Below are 17,797 nucleotides of genomic sequence, written 5' to 3'. Positions count from 1 at the left end.
TATTAATTTGATAATTTTTTGCTATTACCAAAGAACAAAACAGAAAAATGAGTTAGTGAAAAACCTATTTCTTGGATGACTTCAGGTATCTCATAATCGCATTAACAAGATGTAAACGATCTTTTTCTCTAAGTGAATTCGGAGTGACAGTATAGTAAACGTAATTTTCACGGTACAAAAGCTAACACAACACAGGGCAAATAAAGCTTAACTATCAATCAAATCTCTTCGACTACCCTCAATTACTGGGATTTGAAGGTTTGCAATCCAACCTTCAAACTTAAGTTGAACCTAGGCGTTATCATATAGCCTGTCTATCAAGCGATTAGGTACGGAGAAAGGCTAAAGCCGTTTAAGTATCGCTCCTAGTACGCTAAACTCAACCTCAAATAAGCACTTCCACCGCCAGTGCAAACAGGTGATCCCATGAATAATACAACGACTGTAAAAAGCTTTCTGGATCACTAACTGTTAAACCCATATGTTAACTCGTGTTTTTAGTACCCCATTTAGTACCGCAAACAGCACAGTTACAGAGAAAAAGAGTTGTAAATCAAATGAGTAGTCAGACTATCCAATGGTTCCCGGGCCATATGCACAAGGCTCGCAAAGAAATTGAAGAAGCCATTCCTAAAGTCGATGTCATTATTGAAGTGCTTGATGCGCGTATTCCTTTCAGTAGTGAAAACCCGCTGATCAAATCTTTCCGCGGTCAAAATGATAATAAACCTGTCGTTAAAGTACTAAACAAGCGCGATCTGGCTGATCCTGAAATGACCCAGATGTGGATCGAACACCTTGAAAAAGAGCAAGGTGTAAAAGCGATTGCTATCACGACGGAAAATATCAACGAAGTAAACAAAATTACCGAGCTTTGCCGTAAGCTTGCCCCGCACCGTGAAGAAATGGGCAAGAACATTCGGACCATGATCATGGGGATCCCGAACGTCGGTAAATCAACCATTATCAATACCCTTGCAGGCCGTAGCGTTGCCGTAACGGGCAACCAACCAGCTGTTACACGCCAGCAGCAGCGCATCAACCTGCAAAACGGTATCGTACTTTCTGACACTCCGGGCATTTTATGGCCGAAGGTTGAAAACCCGCACAGCGGTTTCCGTCTTGCAGCTACAGGTGCAGTAAAAGACACGGCGATGGATTATATTGATGTTGCTTTCTTTACTGTCGAATACCTTAGAGACGCCTATCCGGAGCTTATCAAGGCACGCTACAACCTTGATGACGATCTGCCTGAAACGGAGATCGAGTTGATGGAAGAAATCGGCCGCAAACGTGGCTGCCTAAAAGGCGGTGGCCGAGTTGATCTGCATAAGGCGTCTGAAATCCTCATCAATGAACTTCGCAACGGTACCCTGGGCCAGATCACCATGGAACGTCCTGAGATGATCACTGAAGAGCTGATCAATGTTGCGATTGAAGCCGAGATTAAGAAAGAACAACAAATTAAAAAGAAAGAAGAGCGCAGAAAACGCTACTTACGCAACAAACGATAGATAAAAACTCTGATTCCGCGATGCGCAATCAAGTGTCAAAACTGTCGATTTCCCTTCTAAAAATGCTGCCAATTGGCAGCATTTTTTAATTAACTAGGAAGTATCATGAGAAAACGTTTGACCATTCTTTTGCCCCTCTCGTTCTCTATGGCATTAGTAGGCTGTGACAGTGAGACCAGGAACCTACCCGATCAGAAGCCAGATTACGCCTATGAGCTGGACACCTGGCAGGAAAACTCCGAGATTTATGAGTTCACCCCCAAAGCAAGCCCTGATCGAGCCTGCATCATGCTCATGCTAGATTCTGGCAAAGACATGGGGTTGTCCTGCATCCCTAAAGGCCCCCAGGGTAAAGCAATCAGGCTGTTGCCGCCTGACTTTGCCTACGAGCTGGACACCTGGGCTGCGAACTCCGAACTCTACGAGTTTACCCCGCGCTCAAACACGGACTATTCATGCACCATGTACATGCTTGATTCTGGTAATGCGATGGGACTACGCTGTGAACCCAAGACCGCCAAAGCACCGACACCTCAACCTGCGGGCTAACTGCTAACACCGATCTACAATGGGGGATCTTAGGTCCAAGCCATTGCTATTTCTACGTAATCTGAACAGAGAACCCAGCATATCGTGGCTGGGCTCTTCTGTTGTAATTCACCAGATCATTATTGTGATCAACCAAATCATTTAAACGGTGGCAAAAAAAAAGATACCAAATCTACCAGCAGTTAGAATCTATACGCTACACCAAGTGACATCAGATCAATGTCTACGTTATCCAGTTCATATCGTTCATATTCAGCACTGAATGACACTTGGTTTATATTGTAGGCGGCGCCAATACCAAACATTGGGTCAGTTCCATCATCACTGTCAGAAACCCCAACATTTGATGAAAAATCACTATCCCAAGCATGAACCCCCACCTTGCCGAAAAGATCAAATCTATTACTAACTGGAAAAATCACCAGAATCGATCCTCCTATGGAGTCTGCTTCTGTATTTCCTTTTGTACTACCGCTGCCAAAGGATGTCTCACCGAGATCAGCATAAAACACTTCGACAGCCATTTGATCAATACGGTAACCACCGAACAATTTGAAACCGGTATCGGTGTCATCGAATGATACACCCTGCTTTGCTAGAGAAGACTGATCTGCTGCTGACACATCCAGCTCTGTTCTACCAAACGAGCCACCGATGTATGCGCCTGTTTTGTAATATGTGCCGCCATAGGATTTTGCGCTTGCTAACGCAGATGCGAGTACGAAAAATAGACTTAATCCAATGAGAGTTTTTTTCATTTATAATCCCCTACCATATGAAACAGCGCTAACCACGGGCTCTCACAATAACCGAAAGGTTTAAAAGAGGGTTTTCTCACTGACATCGGATGAACAGTTAATCTAGGCCGTGACAGTTAGAAAATGACTCTAAAGCGGCATCAATTTTCAATACATATGATTCTAGTTCAGCATCTAATATCTTTTGCAATTCACTGCTTTCAATCTTGATATCAGGACATTGATTTACTTCACCATGCGTGAAATCGAGGGTAAGCCGTGGCTTGGTAAGAAGGGGGATCACAGGCGCTTGAGTGGTGTCAAATCACGCTAATTCTGGACTTTGGTTGAATAACAACCAAAGTCTAAATATTTTGATAAATCAAAAACTACACTTACTACGAACTTGTAAGCTCTCGTTTGATTCGCTGAAATTCATCACCATGGTCTGGAAATTGTAACGTTGACCAAATATTACCAAAGCTCATTGCTATTGTTGCTTTTACTTCATCAACCTTAAACCAAACAAGCTTAGTTTTATCTATATAAGCCTCTCGATTTGAACTGTAATCAATCCCACGCGCCGGTAGTTCGAAAAGGTCTTCAATCTCACTATCAGGCGTTTCGAAAAGGTCTTTGATTCCATTTTTTAAACTAATTTTTACAAAGTTATTACTACTCATGACTCTCTCTAGAGAACAAATTCAAGTGAATAATCGGGTGGGATTATCCTACATTTCTTGCAAGGAATTGTGAGATATTATGCACAAAACAGTCAAATAAAAAACGTAACAGTAAATGTGCTTCGTTCTACCGGGCTACATCTAACGCATTAAACCAGCTGATCGTCGGCTTTTCACCCTGACAAAAAAGAGGCGCTGCTACCCCGCTACTGGAAACAGCGCCTGTAAGTCAAACGACAAAGGATTTGTACCATAGTTACAGCAGCCCATACTCTTATGGTGGAATATCTAAGTAAGCCATAGAGCATGTAAGCTACCGTATATCTAATAAAGCAAACTTAGTACCAACTAGTATTTGACTAAAAATCAGATGGTTAAAAATAGTTAAATTTTTCTTTGCACCAGTGATGGGAAAATTCGCACATTATTCGACCAGCTGATGCCATGCAAAGGGGCTCGATTGAAAATGAACTGGGGGTAGACTTTGAGATAAATCGTTGGTGGTTTCAGCCAGTAAAAATGATCAAGTACGGAAACTGATTGGTATTAACTTTTTGTCGATACAAAAAGAGCGGGCGCGACATTCGTCGCGCCCTTAGGTCTTACTTGCAGCAATCCGGCTACTATGGTGCTCCCTGCATCATTCCATGATTTTGCTGATTCCTTCAGCTTAGTCCTTTTGTCTCTATCCTAGAGATGTCCTTTCGGTCTAACCTTGACCCGTCGAAGCTTCCTGTTCCGACTCTCTTCTCCTTCCTGGAGGTGTCCCTAACTTCATCCTGAAGTGGTCCGTTTTGTCGTCCTGACTAGCAAATATCCTATTTGCCATATCGGTTCCATCCGATTGTCCCTTCACAGTCCATGTTCGATAAATCATCCTGACCTACCGTCCTCATCCTGAGGTTGCCAATATCCCTGGCTGCTTTCCTGTTCCGTTCCGTCAGTTCCTTCCGACGCCGTAAAGATTACGTTAATTTAAGATCTAAGCAACATACGAGGATCACATTTTTTCTGCTTACTTTAGTAATATGCAGCGATAAGATCGTAACATACTGATAATGAAGGAATTATTGATTTTCATTGGAAAATTTCCACAAAAAATCATTCACATCTCCCACGCAGTTGTGAGAGATCTCTTACAAGAAATGTCGAAAAAAGTCGTAATTATGTCGAATTCTGAACATGACAGCCGCAATAATTTTAAGGCAAGCCTCATAATCAACCCCTACAAAACCACAAATCGGCTGTTCTTTCCAAATTTCAGAACGAACTGGCTTATGCGAACTGAACAAAGTGGTCCAACTTTTCTAATAGCACTTCCTTCTTAAATGGTTTAGCAATGTAATCATCCATCCCTACTTCATAACACCTGCAAATATCCTCATCCAGAACGCTTGCTGTTAAAGCTATGATCGGCAACCGACGGGTAATATTGAGTTCACTTTCCCAGCGTCTGATTTCTTCTGTTGCTGTAAACCCGTCCATCACAGGCATCATGCAATCCATCAAAATGGCGGTATAAGACTTTCCTTGCTGCACGGCCTCTACGGCTTCTTGCCCATTATTGGCCACTTCAAACTGAAAACCCGCATTTTTTAGGAACAACGATGCTACCTTCTGGTTTACTAAGTTATCTTCCACAATCAATACCACATCAGCCTCTGATTGCTGTACTACGTCTTGGTTAACAGTCGATGCATCAAGATTAACAGTTTGCCGCCTGGTAATTGAACTAGTGGCAGATAATATTGCTTTGGTAAACCTTTGACCAAGAAGAGGCAGGGTGACAATACCGTCAATATTTGAGCCAAAGTCATAGAGCGCATCACCATGGCTACAGCATATAACGAGTGCAGCGTCAGGGCATTGCTGCCTTATCAATGGGAGCTGCCTAAGCGTCTGATCGGGTTCTTGCTGGCAATACAAGACTAAATCGTAATTGCCGGAAGCGGCATTCGCCAATTCCTTACTGATTTCAGTCATTAACCCCCACTTCTGGCATTCGATATTGATGTCTTCAACGGCATTATGATCATCGCCCACCAGTAAACAACGCTTATCACTAAGATCTTGCAAGGGCGCGGATACCGCAGCATCAGCATCAACCTCGACCTCAAGCGTGAAATAAAAGTTACTACCGACACCTTTCTCAGACTGCAGTTGAATTTCTCCCCCCAGTAGCTCAACGAGCTGTCGGCAAATAGCCAGCCCTAATCCGGTACCACCAAACTGGCGGGTAATTGAACCGTCTTCCTGAACAAAAGGGGCAAATACATGGGCTTGCTTATCTTTCGCAATACCAATTCCTGTATCATCAACTGAAAATAGCAATTGAGCTTTATTAGATGGCTTAAGCTGACAGTCTATCGACAAAGTAATGCTACCACTCTGCGTAAACTTAACGGCATTTGACATCAAGTTCATCAAGACTTGGCGGAGACGGTGCTCATCAACAATCACCGATTGCGGTATGTTTGGAGCAAGCTTAACCCGTAAATTCAACCGTGATTCCGTCGCTCGGGCTAATACAATACTCATAGTGTCATAGGCTACCTCACTGATATTACATTCATTAGGCGCTAGCACTAGGTTGCCCGACTCAATTTTCGACAAGTCCAAGATATCATTGATCAATAACAGCAATGTTTGGGATGAGGTTTCAATTGTTTGAAGATATTCAGTTTGGGAGGGATTTAACTCAGTATCAGCGAGGATTCCCGACATCCCAATAATACCATTCAATGGTGTGCGTATTTCATGGGACATATTGGCTAGGAATGTGCTTTTCGCCATGTTGGCTTTTTCCGCTTCATCCTTAGCTTTTAGAAGGTTCGACTGATTTTGACAGCGCTCTTCAATCAATACATTCAGCTGCCTGGTAAAGACCGTAAATTCATCATTACCATCTTCCTTGATTCTCAATTCACTGTTAGATTGCTCTTCAATCTTAGCCATTGTCTTAAGTATGTGGCCAAGGTATGAAATAACCCTTCGAGCTAAATTAGAACCCAAATAACACATAACGATAAGAGACAGCAAAATCGCCACAAGATAAATAGACATCAGTTGTTTGGCTTGGGCAATTGAATGATTGATTTCAGCAGTTAATTGTTGGCTAACCTCATTGACCACAAATTGAATCAACCGAAAGCGCTCATTAAACGCTTTCAGTCCATGTGAAATATCCTTACCCGACTCTTCACCAGCCAACATAGCACTACGTAATTGATAGCTCTTGGCAAACGCCGGGTTAGCGAATGTTCGACTCAATAATTCGATTTGTTCTGGTGTGGCATTAATTGATAAATAACGTTCAATAAAAAGTTGTTGTCTTTCTATGATTGCAACCAATAAGCTCTGATAATATTCATCTCTTGTTGCTTCCTCATTGAGTAAGTGCACATACCAATTTTCTTGCTGTGCCCAATACTGCAGCCACTGCAACTGATAGAGGATTGATAGTTTTTGTTCAATTTCGACATTCCCAATCGCCAGAGTGCTTTTTTCCAACTGTTCCAATGATTGCTCAACTAAGTCGGACGCCCAGTCAGACCAATCATTAATATCTTCTTTAGCGACACCTTCAAAATCATTCAGAACTTCCATCATGTCTGAGCCAACCGTAGAGATCTCCATTTTCTCGGTGGAATTAAAAGCACTATCAATAAGAGTTGAAAATTGTGATGCGGCTTCAATCGCCTGACTTTTTTCCTTAAGGTTATCCTGTTGTTGCAGCCGGCTCGCCCTCAATTTGTGAACCGATGTCGCAAAAATCGACGTTTCATCCAATAATTGCACTCTAGCACTCAAGATATTTAAAGATTGAACATTTCTATACAGTTCACTTAGCTCTATCCCCGTGAAAACAGAGGAAAATGTCAATGGCAACACGACTAGAAGCAACAGCCTTATTTTTATTGAAATTCTATTTAACAGGCCCATATCATCTCCTTGAACGTGAACCTTCTCATATGCCTATTTGTAGTCACATCAATGTATACTATTATTCATAGTAGGATTTATTTAGGATAAATGGAATTTTTTGATGTGCAAAGGACTGAACTCTAAAAGTTTTATTTCCCTTGTTGCTGTAGGAGCATCTCTATTGTTCCTCTCGTTTTTTACATTAGCTAACAATAAAAGTGAAAAAGATGTCGAGTTTGCTGTTTTTTCACTTAACGATGAGATCCCGGCACTCAGTAAAAGCAAGACAAGGATGCTATACAAAGGAAGAACTAAAAAACTTAATGGCAGCATTAAAATCGTTTTAGTTGATTTGCCTGACAACTCTATTCTGCGGGAAGACTTTTACAATATGTTACTTGGAAAATCCATTTCCCAAATGAATGGCTATTGGGCAAGCTTGTCTTTTTCTGGCAAGGGAACACCTCCTGAAGAACTCAACAGTGACGACATAAAAGATATTCTGGAATGGCTAAACCAAAATCCCAATGGCATTGCCTATGCGCCAGTGAGTGCAGTACCGAACAATGCCAATATTCTTATCACAATCTTACAAGGAGAGTAAGATTATGAAGCTTTCAATACTATTACTACTGCCTATTTTAGGGTTAGCATTCTCATCAAATGCCGCAATTAAAGTGGCAGACAACTTTTCCATCAGCGGTTTTGGCTCAACGTCGATCACACAATCAAATAACAGTACACCATTATTCGTACACCGAGAAATTAACGACGACACCTGCTATGACTGCGACACCATTTTTGGCCTTCAAGCTGACTGGGCAATTATTGATGAACTCAACGCCTCCTTACAAGTCGTTAAACGCCCACAAGATGAGTGGTCTGATCCTGAAGTGGAGTGGGCCTATCTTGCTTATCAATATGAGGATTTTTCATTCAAAGGAGGACGGTTACGTCTCCCGCTCTTTTTAGTCTCAGAATACTATTACGTTGGTCAAGCTTTCCCATGGAGTCGCCCCCCTCAAGAAGTGTATGACAGTATCTTAGGCTTTACTTTTTATGACGGGCTCTCTATTTCCTGGGATTACGAGATTTATGACGAATTAGTTATGACAGCCTCACCTTACTATGGCCTAGAACGGGAAAATAAAACAGAAGTCGGTGATGCAAAGCTATGTTTTGACACTGACCGAGTCGCGGGCATCTCGGTAGACCTCAACGGCTTCAATTATCGCGTTCATTTCGGCTATATGCATGCTAAATTTACGACGACTCCCGCTGATGCCCTCTCAGAGAACATCCTAAATATTTATACCTTAGGTGGTGAATACTCTTTTGATAAGTGGCAATTCATGACCGAGGTGCAAACCGATAGTATTCAGTCAAACTGGTATCTGAGCGGCTCCTATCATATTGATAAATTTACCCCTTACCTTGTGTATGGTGAAAGCCACCATCGGAGGAAAACTAATAGCGTGACTGCGGGGTTACGGTACGACATCACCTACTCCATCTCACTAAACGCTGAATGGCAGGGTATTTACATGGCGAGCGATGACTATGATAAATACCAAACAGGGCAATTTGTTATTCCGCCCAAACTGACAGGGGAAGACAAGGATGCCCAACTCTATACCCTGATGCTAAATTTTGTTTTCTAGTTCCTCCAAAGAAACTATCCATAAAGAGAAGAGGCGCAATCGCCTCTTCCAATTCTTGTCATTTATCTAGCCTTTATTTCACCAACATAGCAGCACCAAATACACCTGCACTATCGCCAAGCGCAGGTTTTACAATTTGGGTATCAAGAACCGGGTTAAACAAATGGCGCTGAATCGCCTTCGGCCCGTACTCGTATAGGGCATCGATATTACCGACCCCGCCCCCGACAACAATCACATCAGGGTCAATCACATTGATGATCTGTGCGACAGCTAAGCCAAACTTCTCAATTAGTCGGGTTAAGGTATGCTGGGCATAGCTTTCCCCTGCCTCGGCCAACTCAACAATCTCCGGCAATGTTGCAGCTTGGTTCGCAAGTTTTTGGTAATAAGCTTCCAGGCCTTTTCCCGAAATAACAGTTTCCAGGCAGCCTGATTTTCCGCAGTAGCAAGGCGCACCATTGGGTTCGAGAACATTATGCCCCCATTCCCCGGCAATGCCATGTCGGCCATTGATCAATTTACCGTTAACCACAACGCCAGAGCCTACGCCTGTCCCCATGATGATCCCAAATACTACCTCCGCATCAGGCTTAATCTGTGGAACAATACCTAAGCAGGCCTCTGCCAGTGCAAAACAGTTGGCATCATTTGCTAGCTTCACGGGTATCTGCAATAGTGTTTCGAGATCTATATCGAGTGGCTTATCGTTCAGTGATGTCGAGTTACAGTTCTTCATCAACCCCGTTTGCGGATCCAATGTACCAGGTGTTCCAAAACCAACGATTGCCGGAGACTCACCTACTTTTTCGGCGCATTGCTCAATCAACAACTTGATCCGTTGTAGAACATGCTCATACCCCTTATCACCCTCTGTTGCAATTCGCTCGCGTAGAACACACTGATCATCATGATAAGACATCACGGCACATTCTATTTTCGTTCCGCCCAAATCAATGCCCCAATAATAACGGCTCATTCCAACTCCACTGGTTTATAGCAATCAAATTAAATTCATCTAAACGGATATACTAAAGCTTGATGAAAGATCATTGTGTTAGCCCACCAACAAAATAGGTGATTAATCACAAGTGAAGCTGACGTTACTGTTCCGAAGCCCTTTGAGCACCAACTACAGCAAAATCGACCATACTTAAACCGTTAAGCGATATCATTACGTAACGGTGGAGGCTCTCGGTATGTTTTTGAAAGAGGCACGGACTGGAGATTTAGTCGATGTTGTTGATATGGCATCACTGATCAATCCTTTCTCACAGAATGTCACAGTTCAGTTCCAATCAGGGGAAGATCTTGCCGATCCTGTCGCAATAGATAAGCAAGAACTGGCTTTCCCTTCAGGGGAGGAGCTTCCTGAATGCTGGATAAATGGCTATTACCGCTTCCAGCACAAATAACCAAGTAATCAGGTAACCAGGCAACTCGCCATCAGGCTTGTTTAGCACGGTGGCGAGTACAGCATTCACTGTATACCTACTACCGCTGCAAATTCTTAGCAAGCTCCAAGCAATGTAACCTCAGCTCTTCGACTTTGGCAGGATCCATATTGGATTTCTGCTCAAGTTGTTGTTTCAGGTTTTTCGCTTTTTCCCGTAACTCATAGCCAAGCTCGGTCAATGCTATCACCTTCTTCCGCTCATCAACTTGAGACACCTGACGAGTCAGTAAAACCTTACCTTCTAACCGCTTAACTATCGGCGTTAATGTGCCGGGATCGAGCCGGGTATCTTGTGATAACTCAGTCAGGCTAACGCCATCGTTATACCATAAAGACTGCATCACAATATATTGCGGATAAGTGAGGTCAAACTCATCAAGCAATGGTCGATAAGCCCGTACCAAGGCATTCGTTGCGGTATACAGGGCAAAACAAACGTTATCTGACAACTTCTGTGACATGAAATCTCCTTTGGCTAACCTGCGCATCATACCGCAAAGTCGATTGTTACCAAATACTTTGCGCACAAAACATTCTCACACTAAGTACTTGCCAAGCCCTTTTTTTCAAGCTAGTTTAAAAAACACAAATACTTTGCGCACAAATAGTTTGCAAGGCAACTACTATACGACTGAATCACTCAGCGAAAGGAAAACTATGAACATACAAGAAATCCACCTTGCATCACGCCCAGAAGGCACACCGACAACAGAGAATTTCTCGCTGGAGAATGCTGAACTACCCAGCCTTGAAGAAGGTGAGGTACTTGTAAAGAACCTCTGGATGTCAGTCGACCCGTACATGCGTGGCAGGATGATTGACCGTAAAAGTTATGTCGCTCCTTTCGAAATCGGCAAGGCACTTGACGGCGGTGCCATTGGCGAGGTTATTGAATCTCAAAACCCTCACTTTCCCGTCGGTACCAAGGTTAGCAGTATGCTAGGCTGGCGGAGCCACTTTATTAGTGACGGTAACGGATTAACGCCAATTCCGTCGACACCTCTTCCGTTACAGAGCTTCCTCGGCATCATGGGAATGCCGGGTATGACAGCTTGGACTGGCCTATTCCGTATCGCCGAGCTAAAACCGACAGATACTGTCTTTATCTCGGCAGCATCCGGTGCTGTTGGTAGCGTCGCTTGCCAAATTGCTAAACTGCATGGCTGCAGGGTTGTTGGCTCCGCTGGCTCTGATGAAAAAGTGCAATTGCTCAAAGAAATGGGTGTCGATGCCGTTATTAATTACAAAACCACAGACAACCTGACACAAGCACTGGCAGACGCTGCGCCGCAAGGCATTGACGTTTACTTCGAGAATGTCGGTGGAGAACATCTAGAAGCCGCACTAAACAATATGAATGACTATGGCCGAATCGCTGTATGTGGCTTGATCTCCCAATACAATGCCACCGAGCCACAGCCAGGCCCAAGCAACATGGCTATGGTGATCATCAAAAAGCTGAAGATGCAGGGCTTTATCGTCTTTGATCACTGGAGCCATTATTCAGAGTTTGCCCAACAGATGGGCCAATGGATTACCGAAGGCAAGATCAAATGGGAAGAAACTGTGTATGACGGGTTAGACAAAGCGCCTGAAGCATTCATCGGCCTGTTCGAGGGTAAAAACAAAGGCAAGATGCTGGTAAAACTATAATTTCGTTACCTACTGGATAATTTGTTTTTTTGAGGGAGCACTTTGCTCCCTCATTAATTCCAACAGGTTAATTTAATTAGATTAAGTGTTCGATGAGTACATCGACAAGCGCTGTGCAATCTGTGTGGTTAATCGGTTAATCCCTTCCGACAGTGCTTTAACCTGAGCATCATAACCATCTTGCTCCAATGGCACCTGATAGGAAAAGGGGTAGACCCCTTGAAGGGTTCCTTCTCCATCGAGCAACAGCCATTCTCCACTCACTTTGGCCATTCCAGAATAATGCCCGTTAAACTGGCTGACTTTTACCTGTAGCCGTGGAACCCCAGAAGTTGTCAGTGCAGGTGTTAGCTCTGTCGGCCAATACTTGGTTTGCTTCTGGCGAAGATCATGGTTAATCCTACGTGTTAGCTGTTTACTGATACTTTCGGCCCATAAATTTTGTTGTGCTTGCACCACTTCTGTTTCACTTAGCTGATAAACCAATCCATTACCCGATAAGTGCTCTGCCATCTCAACCGGACGAACCACCAGCAGTGGCTGGTTCGTGGCAATCACTGTTGCCATTTCCTGCCCGCCAGAGGGCAGCAGATAAGTATTGCTGACTTGCTCTGGTTGGCTACTGCATCCTGCTAATATACCAACCAATAGTGTTAGCCATTTCTGCATTATTTAATCCCCCCAACCGGAATTGGATCTTTCGCTTTCTCTCCCGAAAAGATCAATGAATTTGGCTTGTCATTTAGCTGCCGAAGTACAGGCTGAAGCTCTGTCATCACCTGTTCAAAGCGTGATAATGCCTGTTCCAGGTTCCGGTACGGTTCGGCATCGGGCCCAAAACCATTTAGTGTATTCTGGATCTGCTGCAAACTATCCCGTACTTCTCCGGGGATGGCCTGGGTATCTTTCTTCGCCAATATAACAGCTAGCTCGTTTGCCATTTTCTCAGCTGCCTGCAATGTTCTCTGCGATGCATTCAAACTGCTATTTAAGCTCAGTAGCGTATCTTCAACTGGCAGGTTATTTATCTTGCTTAATATGGCACTGATTTGCTTTTGAATTTCTGCAAAGCCCCCGGCTTTGGTTGGGAAAATATCATAGTCACCATAACGAGATAACTCAGGCGGCACCTCTTCTGGGTATACTTCAGTATCAACCAGCAATGCACCCGTCAACAGGCTACCTGTCTTAAGCGTGGCTCGGAGCCCGGCTTTGAACTCTCTTTCCAGGTTAACCTTTAGTTGCGGCAAAGTGTCAAAGTTAACATGATCATAAATGCGACCCAGTTCGATACGAACCAGTACCGGGATCTGCTTACTTGCAAAGCCACTCTCTGCCCGTGGTAATTCCAGCGGGACTTTTCTAACGGTACCAATTCGTATCCCTCGGTATTCAACGGGCGCTCCGGCATTTAAACCTCGAACTGACTCATCGAACAACATCACATATTCCAGGTATTCATCAAAGAAACGCTCTTTTACCTGCTTCAAATTGTTATAGAGCCTATACCGACTCATATCCTTGGTGATCAGCTCACCAGGCTCATTACCTTTCGGTACCCTAAAACTTACCCCACCCGTGATCAGTGATTCAATTGAACCAATCTTCAGGTTGAAACCTTCCGCAGACATCTGCAAATCCACACCTGATGTTAACCAGAATCGGGTTCGCTTACGGATAAGGCTGTTATAGGGCTCAAAAATAAATAGCTGGTAATTGGCTTTCTTTGCTTCGGGATCAAAAGTGACTTTTTCTACCCTCCCCACGGTAAAGCCTTCATACAGAACTGGATCCCCCACTCCCAACTTACCCGCTTCGTTATGATATAAAACCAGCCGGATCCCCTGTGCATCAGGCGGTGCAACTGGCGGCACCTCTAGCACGGTAAAGTCTAATTTTTTCTTTTTCTTAACACCTGGCTGAAGTTGAATATAGGCCCCAGACAATAACGTATCGAGGCCGGAGACACCTCCTTTGCCAATCCTTGGTTTGACGACCCAGAACAAGGTATCTTCCTTAAGCATTCGAGCCGCATCTTTATCAACCTGTACAATGGCAACAATCGCGCTGTAGTCATCGTTCAGGCGCACATCTGTAACAACTCCCACTCTCACGTTGAGCGCTTTCACTTCGGTTTTGCCTACTTCAATCCCCTCCGCAGTACTCAGTCTTAGCGTTACCTCTGGCCCCTTGCTGCCTATGTATTGAACCAACATCCAGATCCCTATTGCAACAGCAATCACGGGAACAAGCCAGATAGAGGAAATCTGTTTAAGATCTTGCACTTCTGCCTTTTCCGGCACGTCTTCACTCATAATTTGGCTTCTCTTTATAATTAATTACCACTGGCTATTTCTCATGCTGCATACTTTCTATTTTCGGGGGGATCTTTCGTTCCGGATCCGTCCAGAAAATTCTTGGATCAAACATCATTGCCGACAGCATGGTTAAAATGACAACGCTAGCAAACGACAGCGCTGCGGGGCCCGGAAAAATAGCCATTAAGTTTTGCAGTTGAACCAAAGCCACTAAAATGGCCACCACAAAAATATCAATCATTGACCAACGCCCTATTAGCTCGGTCATCCGATATAACCGCAATCGCTGAATGGCTTGGCGTTCATCGCTATCCCCGACACGCTGTGCATTTACGTACAGCCAACTCAGCGCAAAAATCTTAGCCAGCGGGATCACAATACTGGCTAGGAAAATAACAGCGGCAATGGGATATGAGCCTAGTTGCCACAATAAAACCACGCCCCCCATAATCGTTGAACCCTCTGAGTTACCCAAACTAACAGTGAACATCATTGGGTATAGGTTAGCCGGAACAAAAAAAACAATGGCGGCAAACAACAATGCCCAGGAGCGTTGCAGGCTACGGCGCGGATTATAAGGATGAAGAATACCGTTACAGCGAATACACCGAGCGTGAGAAGCTTGAGGTAACGGGTTAAGCTGAGAGCAGGTATGGCAACTAACATGGTTAATAGAATGATGGCTATCACCGACTTTGACACCGGGTAAGGGGCACATAGGTACAAACTGCAGCCATAGCCAGGTTCTATCGACCATAGAGACACACTTGACAACCAACATGGTGTAAATACAAAACGCCCAGAACGACATTCCCAAGCCGACATCAGCTAGTGATGCAATCTTAATCAAGCTGACGAGTACACCAATCAAAAATACATCAACCATTAACCAAGGCTCGATGGTTAACATTCCGCGGCACAAGCGTTTCTTGTACGGGCCGACGGTTAATGAACCTGGAGAGAGTGAGAGTTTTCTCGCTACCCAATAGAGATAAAGCACGGCCGAGATATACATACCCGGCAAGATCACCACGGTTAGCAATAGCAATGCAGCTAGCAAGCTATTTTTAAAATTACTCAGCATCTGGGCTGCATGAAGCAGCGTAATTTCCTGGCTTATCCCCTGCACACTAAAGGACATAAACGGAAAGCTGATGCTCAGCACCAGCATAATCAAGCAGGCAACACCATAGGAAAGTGGCCGCTGGAATGGCAGGCTGATATGTTTTGCCAGAGTATGACCACAACGGGGGCATGATGCTTTCTGCCCATCATTCAGCGCAGGCAGCTCTGTTACCAAGCCACATTCTTCACAGCCCACTAGCACTTTAGATGCCTGTTGTTCGCTCATCGGCAGCCTTTATCTCTACACTTATCAACTGAGTATAGAAAACCTCAGCAAAATACCCGAACCCAATTAAGATAAAGTCTTTAGATACAACCTGATAGATCCTTCGGTTCTGACATGCCTAAGGAAGAGAGGAGAGAAATAAAATGTAGTGCTGACGTAAAGCGATGAAAGTACCAACCTGCCAAAGAAGCCCAAACTGATGCCAAGCGATTGATTTAAAGAAAGTACTTAAGCCTGAAGATAAAAAACCTCCCTGCAGGGAGGTTAAATTAAGCAAGATAAAGTGAACGTCTAGTTACTACGAAGCTCATACGAGCAAATCTACTTTTGGATGGATCAAAGTCATTCAACAATCGGTAACGGCGTCAACACTTCCGTACTTCAATGTTCAATTATGGCTGGCATTTCTACCGCTACTACTTGAACCGATAAAACATAAAAGCGAACGTATAACACTACTACTCATTATTATAGTTAACAATTCATTGACCATATAAATGTTATGGTTATATGGAACAATAGCCGTCTTACAATTACGTATTCAGTGATTGGTATGCAAAATCGGTTTTTGCCGCACAGATGAAATCATTTTTATGTAAGCCTTTGACTGAATGGCTCCACCAGCAGACCGTTACTCTCCCCCACTCCAAGGTAATCGCAGGATGATGGAACTCCTCTTCCGCGAGCTCTGCAACCTTGTCAGTGAAGGCCCACGCTTGCTTAAAATTCTTAAACTTATAGGCCCGCTCAAGCTGTTTGATCCCTTCTCGCTCGAACACATCCCATTGTGGTATGTTCTGGGAAAGTTCAATGAGTTCACGGCTTGTGACCATTGGCGCACCTACCTGGCAGGCTTCACATTTCAATTCATGTAATTCAGACATAGTCTCCCACAATCTCCTTATTTTTCGGTGGAAACATAGGCTCATGCAAGCCTAATGATTGAGCCTCGAGCACCATACTCATGATGTCTTGCTGGGCCAAGTCATAAAGTTGTTCAATACTATCGAGCACAAAGTATATTGGCTGCATAATGTCGATTCGATATGGAGTACGCATTATGTCAACCGGATCAAATGGGCGGTAAATGGGTTTATCGCTGGTTACAGCGTACTCTGTCTCTCCTGGGGATGACAAAATCCCTCCGCCATATATTCTTAGATTGCCATCACGCCGTAGCAAGCCGAACTCAACAGTAAACCAATACAAGCGAGCCAAGTACACTCGATCTTCTTTGCTTGCTTCATACCCCAACCGTCCATAGGTATGGGTAAATTCCGCAAAAGCCGGGTTAGTCAGCATCGCACAATGGCCAAAGATCTCATGGAAGAAATCTGGCTCCTGCAAATAATCAAACTCTTCGCGGCACCGTAAAAAAGTTGCAACCGGAAACTGCTTATTCGAGAGCATGCTGAAGAAGCGATCAAAATTGATCAACGCCGGTACTTCGACGCACTCCCAGCCCGTCGTAGCCCGTAGCACCCGATTAATTTCTTCGAGTTGAGGCACCCGGTCATGAGGCAGATTAAGTAAGTCCAGCCCTGAAATGTATTCATCACAGGCTCGGCCATCAATACTGTTGAGTTGGCGTATCACCAAATCATGCCAGATCTGATTTTCTTCTTCGCTCCAGTCAATAAAACCGTTTTCATCTGGCTTCTTCGAAATATATTTATTCGCTACACCCATAAAATAACCTACTTATTGTCTGTTCGCCTCACCCTGGCAATCTTCAATTATTCCCATCTCCAATACTGAAATCCCTCTATCTTTATTAAGGTTAGGTGCTTTACTGGTTGCTATGGAACCACTTCGTAAAAATCATAAAAAACCATAACTGTAACAATATTTTTACATTCATTTTTGCGTTGCTCTTCTGAGCCTCTCTTCACGGTCGATCACAGTAGCCATTACTATAAGATTGATAAATAGAGTTTTATGTAAAACTATC

The 17,797-nt window shown here is 43.9% G+C and carries 16 protein-coding genes; 6 read left to right on the top strand and 10 right to left on the bottom strand.

Going from position 1 to position 17,797, the window contains the following annotated elements; translation table 11 throughout:
• The first annotated feature begins 557 nt into the window (after nt 1-557).
• Both ylqF and AC51G0_RS27070 read left to right on the top strand, forming a co-directional pair.
• Complete coding sequence (gene ylqF / locus AC51G0_RS27075; protein WP_496302662.1) at nt 558-1,514, top strand: ribosome biogenesis GTPase YlqF; 957 nt, start codon at nt 558-560, stop codon at nt 1,512-1,514.
• A gap of 105 nt (nt 1,515-1,619) precedes the next feature.
• Entirely contained in the window at nt 1,620-2,063 is a 444-nt protein-coding gene (locus AC51G0_RS27070; protein WP_496302660.1) for a hypothetical protein, read from the top strand.
• Nucleotides 2,064-2,245: 182 nt separating this feature from the next.
• Here AC51G0_RS27070 and AC51G0_RS27065 read toward each other — a convergent pair whose 3' ends face one another.
• From AC51G0_RS27065 to AC51G0_RS27055, 3 genes are all read right to left on the bottom strand, one after another.
• Complete coding sequence (locus AC51G0_RS27065) at nt 2,246-2,821, bottom strand: porin family protein (RefSeq protein WP_496302659.1); 576 nt, start codon at nt 2,819-2,821, stop codon at nt 2,246-2,248.
• A 377-nt stretch (nt 2,822-3,198) separates the two neighbouring features.
• Nucleotides 3,199-3,483, bottom strand: coding sequence for a hypothetical protein (locus AC51G0_RS27060; RefSeq protein ID WP_496302658.1), 285 nt, complete (start codon nt 3,481-3,483; stop codon nt 3,199-3,201).
• Between the two features lie 1,275 nt (nt 3,484-4,758).
• Nucleotides 4,759-7,425 (bottom strand): hybrid sensor histidine kinase/response regulator, encoded by a 2,667-nt coding sequence (locus AC51G0_RS27055; RefSeq protein WP_496302657.1) that lies wholly within the window; start codon nt 7,423-7,425, stop codon nt 4,759-4,761.
• Nucleotides 7,426-7,528: 103 nt separating this feature from the next.
• On the opposite strand from AC51G0_RS27055, the gene AC51G0_RS27050 reads away from it, so the two are divergent.
• Both AC51G0_RS27050 and AC51G0_RS27045 read left to right on the top strand, forming a co-directional pair.
• On the top strand, nt 7,529-8,011 hold the full coding sequence (locus tag AC51G0_RS27050; protein ID WP_496302656.1) for a hypothetical protein: 483 nt from the start codon (nt 7,529-7,531) through the stop codon (nt 8,009-8,011).
• Nucleotides 8,012-8,015: 4 nt separating this feature from the next.
• Nucleotides 8,016-9,068, top strand: a complete 1,053-nt coding sequence (locus tag AC51G0_RS27045; protein ID WP_496302655.1) for a hypothetical protein — start codon at nt 8,016-8,018, stop codon at nt 9,066-9,068.
• Nucleotides 9,069-9,141: 73 nt separating this feature from the next.
• Here the strand turns inward: AC51G0_RS27045 and AC51G0_RS27040 are convergent, their stop codons facing one another.
• Nucleotides 9,142-10,047 carry an ROK family protein gene (locus AC51G0_RS27040; protein ID WP_496302654.1) on the bottom strand — a complete coding sequence of 302 codons (906 nt, stop codon included), beginning with the start codon at nt 10,045-10,047 and terminating at the stop codon, nt 9,142-9,144.
• A gap of 220 nt (nt 10,048-10,267) precedes the next feature.
• Here AC51G0_RS27040 and AC51G0_RS27035 point away from each other — a divergent pair, with 220 nt between their 5' ends.
• Nucleotides 10,268-10,483, top strand: coding sequence for an acetyltransferase (locus AC51G0_RS27035; RefSeq protein WP_496302653.1), 216 nt, complete (start codon nt 10,268-10,270; stop codon nt 10,481-10,483).
• Nucleotides 10,484-10,562: 79 nt separating this feature from the next.
• Here AC51G0_RS27035 and AC51G0_RS27030 read toward each other — a convergent pair whose 3' ends face one another.
• The gene (locus AC51G0_RS27030) at nt 10,563-10,985 is read right to left on the bottom strand and encodes a MarR family winged helix-turn-helix transcriptional regulator (protein ID WP_496302652.1); all 423 of its coding nucleotides are present in this window, start codon (nt 10,983-10,985) and stop codon (nt 10,563-10,565) included.
• Between the two features lie 196 nt (nt 10,986-11,181).
• On the opposite strand from AC51G0_RS27030, the gene AC51G0_RS27025 reads away from it, so the two are divergent.
• On the top strand, nt 11,182-12,177 hold the full coding sequence (locus AC51G0_RS27025; protein ID WP_496302651.1) for an NADP-dependent oxidoreductase: 996 nt from the start codon (nt 11,182-11,184) through the stop codon (nt 12,175-12,177).
• A gap of 81 nt (nt 12,178-12,258) precedes the next feature.
• Here AC51G0_RS27025 and AC51G0_RS27020 read toward each other — a convergent pair whose 3' ends face one another.
• The 5 genes from AC51G0_RS27020 to phhA form a co-directional block, all read right to left on the bottom strand.
• Nucleotides 12,259-12,846, bottom strand: coding sequence for a PqiC family protein (locus tag AC51G0_RS27020; protein WP_496302650.1), 588 nt, complete (start codon nt 12,844-12,846; stop codon nt 12,259-12,261).
• Nucleotides 12,846-14,492, bottom strand: coding sequence for an intermembrane transport protein PqiB (gene pqiB, locus AC51G0_RS27015; RefSeq protein ID WP_496302649.1), 1,647 nt, complete (start codon nt 14,490-14,492; stop codon nt 12,846-12,848). Before pqiB ends, AC51G0_RS27020 begins: the two co-directional genes overlap by 1 nt.
• 34 nt (nt 14,493-14,526) lie before the next feature.
• Nucleotides 14,527-15,846, bottom strand: coding sequence for a PqiA/YebS family transporter subunit (locus AC51G0_RS27010; protein ID WP_496302648.1), 1,320 nt, complete (start codon nt 15,844-15,846; stop codon nt 14,527-14,529).
• Nucleotides 15,847-16,379: 533 nt separating this feature from the next.
• Nucleotides 16,380-16,730, bottom strand: a complete 351-nt coding sequence (locus AC51G0_RS27005; RefSeq protein ID WP_496302647.1) for a 4a-hydroxytetrahydrobiopterin dehydratase — start codon at nt 16,728-16,730, stop codon at nt 16,380-16,382.
• On the bottom strand, nt 16,723-17,535 hold the full coding sequence (phhA, locus tag AC51G0_RS27000) for a phenylalanine 4-monooxygenase (protein ID WP_496302646.1): 813 nt from the start codon (nt 17,533-17,535) through the stop codon (nt 16,723-16,725). Before phhA ends, AC51G0_RS27005 begins: the two co-directional genes overlap by 8 nt.
• Nucleotides 17,536-17,797 lie beyond the last annotated feature (262 nt).

The sequence above is a fragment of the Photobacterium sp. HL06 genome (genome assembly GCF_059552575.1).
This window is presented reverse-complemented; position numbering and strand designations above follow the sequence as displayed.

Coding starts and splice junctions, on each gene's coding strand:
- ylqF (WP_496302662.1), top strand. CDS start 558: ATGAGTAGTCAGACTATCCAATGGTTCCCGGGCCATATGCACAAGGCT.
- AC51G0_RS27070 (WP_496302660.1), top strand. CDS start 1,620: ATGAGAAAACGTTTGACCATTCTTTTGCCCCTCTCGTTCTCTATGGCA.
- AC51G0_RS27065 (WP_496302659.1), bottom strand. CDS start 2,821: ATGAAAAAAACTCTCATTGGATTAAGTCTATTTTTCGTACTCGCATCT.
- AC51G0_RS27060 (WP_496302658.1), bottom strand. CDS start 3,483: ATGAGTAGTAATAACTTTGTAAAAATTAGTTTAAAAAATGGAATCAAA.
- AC51G0_RS27055 (WP_496302657.1), bottom strand. CDS start 7,425: ATGGGCCTGTTAAATAGAATTTCAATAAAAATAAGGCTGTTGCTTCTA.
- AC51G0_RS27050 (WP_496302656.1), top strand. CDS start 7,529: ATGTGCAAAGGACTGAACTCTAAAAGTTTTATTTCCCTTGTTGCTGTA.
- AC51G0_RS27045 (WP_496302655.1), top strand. CDS start 8,016: ATGAAGCTTTCAATACTATTACTACTGCCTATTTTAGGGTTAGCATTC.
- AC51G0_RS27040 (WP_496302654.1), bottom strand. CDS start 10,047: ATGAGCCGTTATTATTGGGGCATTGATTTGGGCGGAACGAAAATAGAA.
- AC51G0_RS27035 (WP_496302653.1), top strand. CDS start 10,268: ATGTTTTTGAAAGAGGCACGGACTGGAGATTTAGTCGATGTTGTTGAT.
- AC51G0_RS27030 (WP_496302652.1), bottom strand. CDS start 10,985: ATGTCACAGAAGTTGTCAGATAACGTTTGTTTTGCCCTGTATACCGCA.
- AC51G0_RS27025 (WP_496302651.1), top strand. CDS start 11,182: ATGAACATACAAGAAATCCACCTTGCATCACGCCCAGAAGGCACACCG.
- AC51G0_RS27020 (WP_496302650.1), bottom strand. CDS start 12,846: ATGCAGAAATGGCTAACACTATTGGTTGGTATATTAGCAGGATGCAGT.
- pqiB (WP_496302649.1), bottom strand. CDS start 14,492: ATGAGTGAAGACGTGCCGGAAAAGGCAGAAGTGCAAGATCTTAAACAG.
- AC51G0_RS27010 (WP_496302648.1), bottom strand. CDS start 15,846: ATGAGCGAACAACAGGCATCTAAAGTGCTAGTGGGCTGTGAAGAATGT.
- AC51G0_RS27005 (WP_496302647.1), bottom strand. CDS start 16,730: ATGTCTGAATTACATGAATTGAAATGTGAAGCCTGCCAGGTAGGTGCG.
- phhA (WP_496302646.1), bottom strand. CDS start 17,535: ATGGGTGTAGCGAATAAATATATTTCGAAGAAGCCAGATGAAAACGGT.